Source organism: Gammaproteobacteria bacterium (assembly GCA_003696665.1).
Taxonomy (GTDB): Bacteria; Pseudomonadota; Gammaproteobacteria; order Enterobacterales.
Map to the genome: position 1 here is coordinate 1 of RFGJ01000363.1, position 2,544 is coordinate 2,544.

General features: G+C 48.1%; 2 protein-coding genes. One reads left to right on the forward strand and one right to left on the reverse strand.

Features of this window, described 5'->3' with window-relative positions:
- The coding region (locus D6694_09450; GenBank protein RMH41034.1) for a hypothetical protein at nt 1-479 on the forward strand (479 nt) is incomplete at its 5' end.
- A 1,401-nt stretch (nt 480-1,880) separates the two neighbouring features.
- Here D6694_09450 and D6694_09455 read toward each other — a convergent pair.
- Nucleotides 1,881-2,544 (reverse strand): hypothetical protein (locus D6694_09455; GenBank protein ID RMH41035.1); only part of this gene is annotated, 664 nt, incomplete at its 5' end.

The following is a 2,544-nucleotide window of genomic DNA, read 5'->3' on the forward strand; positions in this document are numbered from 1 at the left end:
CCCTTGCCGCAGGTGCCCCGCAGGGCGGTTCAGAAGATGTGCAGGAGGAGTGTGCGTGCTACATGAGGATAAATGCAATGGATGGTTTGGGGTTTGGTGAATTCTTGATGCCGAATTTCACTGAAGATTTTGACTTCAACCTGCATTCTAACGGCTTCTGGGAATTCCTGCCTACAGGAGAACAGGGGTTTTCTTATCCGACTTCATTTTTTCCAATGCCCGGTACCTTCACAGAACAAAATTGTGAACAGTTTGCCCTTATTACCTTTAGCGGTCCTTTCAATCTGGATGTGACCGTCCAATGCTTTCGCAATGGAAAAGATGACACTCCTGACTCTCAAGTATCTGATCAATTCATTTTCAATGAAGGCATTATCAGTAATGATGGGTTAAGGTCTATTTTTTATCGTCAATATATATGCAGAGAACGACCTGCTGGTGATGAGGATCCTTGCAAGGGAGGACCTGGACCAAGGTGATATTACCAAGGTGAAAATATTTTGACGACACCAATTCAAATTCAGGTGCGGATGAAGTGTTCTTCATCCGCACCTTTAAATCATATAACGATGCCAATTCGAATGTGTTTCGTTATTGCTTTACTCCTGAATTTCCTTCAAGAAATATGCGCCCAGAACACATTTATCAATGAATACTATTCAAATTACAGCCAAGTGTTGTCATTTAATAATGGTGCGTTTAACACAATTCAATTTCTCAATGAAAATATCATTCTGGATGGGTTCCCTTCACGCCTTTTTCTTTTTGACAAAAATGGAGAAAATATTCAACATATAGTTTTTGATGAGGGCTTCAGTCATAGCATCGCTTTATCCACAAAAGACTCGCTTGCCATTTATGCAGGCTCCCATCAAGCAGGATGTACGCAATCATCTTTGCCTTGTGGCACGATTGTAGTATTGGATTCATCGTTATCAGTTCTCGCCAGTCGTCATATCCCGGTTTATTATAATTTCGGGGGAGCCGCGGCCAATTTTGTCAATGGCACACAGGCCGTCTTTTCTTACCGGGATTGGGACACCCTCGCAAATACGACTATAAGAGACGTACCCGTGATAAGTTACTGGGACATCAAGTCTGACTCAATCCTCTGGACAAAGAAATATGTCCCTGACAGTACAGACCTGAAAGGCGCTACCATTTCAGACTTAATAAGCGACTCTAACGGAAATATTCACTGTGTAGGAAATTTTTCTTTTCCCAAAGTTGAAAGTCCGCTCTTTTTAATAAAAATCGACTCCAATGGAAATTTTTTAAGCGGAATAAAGTTTCCACTGAACCATCCCCAAGCTGGTCGATACCGAAACATGCAATTGCACTATCTCCCTGTAGAGCAAACCTTACTGCTATCAGGCCGAATCACTGAAAAAGGATACGAAAATGATTACATTACCCTGACACCTACAGATGGTTTTATTGCAAAATTTGATGATAATTATAATCTCTTATGGGCGTTCAAGCTCCATGCCTCTCATTTCACATGTGCAGAATTCAGAACGCGCCTGACTCCCGACAGTGGCATTTTATTCGCATATATGGCTTTTGGTGAAGTTCCTACTATTATTGGGAAGATTGATAAAAACGGAAACCTGTTATGGGCAAAAGGGTATGAATTTTACTTGCCTCAGGTCACTATCGCCGAAGACTACTCAATTTACCTTACTTCATTAAAAAAATACTTCCAAAATGGAGATTCTGAAAATTCCTCTCTTCTAATCAGGCTGGACAGCACAGGAAACACAGATATTTGCCCTTATTTGCCAACCTGCCTTTCAATTTCTACACTGCCGTTAGAAATCACAGCCTTTCAGTGTCAAACGATAACTATTGATCCACCGCCATCTGCGGAAATAACTGCTTCACGAGATTCCCTTTTGGAAAGTACCCCCTGGTGCTCCAACCTCCAGCCCCCCAACCCCTTCTTCTCCCTGCCCGACACCGTTTGTGCCGGCACCTGCCTGCAGCCCGACAGCACCTTCAACCGACTGGCCCACCACGTCGAGTGGCGCATCAGCGGGCCCATGACTGACACCCTCATCGCCGATACCACCTTCTCCTTCTGCTTCGACCGGCCCGGCACCTGGACCGTCACCCAGCGCATCTGGCTGCTCGGCTGCGAAGACGAGTGGACGCACCCCTTCACCGTCCTGCCCGACGACCTGCACCTCACCACCCCCACCGACACCCTCTTCTGCGAGGGGCCGCCTGCCTCTGTCCGCCTTTCGGCAAACAGAACCCTCGCCTCGGCACAATGGCTCGACGGCGCCGAGGGCGCCACCCGCATCTTCGACGCACCCGGCACCTACCCGCTCACCTTCACCGACGGATACTGCACCGCCGCCGACACCTTCCGCGTCCGCTTCCTCGACGACGAGTGGCCGCCACCGCAGCTCGCCTTCGACGCACCCGAGGATTCCGTCTTCTGTCCCGCCCTGCTGCCCTACACGCCCCGAACCATCAACCCATACGGCCTCGACCTCACCCTCGACGGCCGGCCCCTCGACGGCGCGCCAAACCTTACCG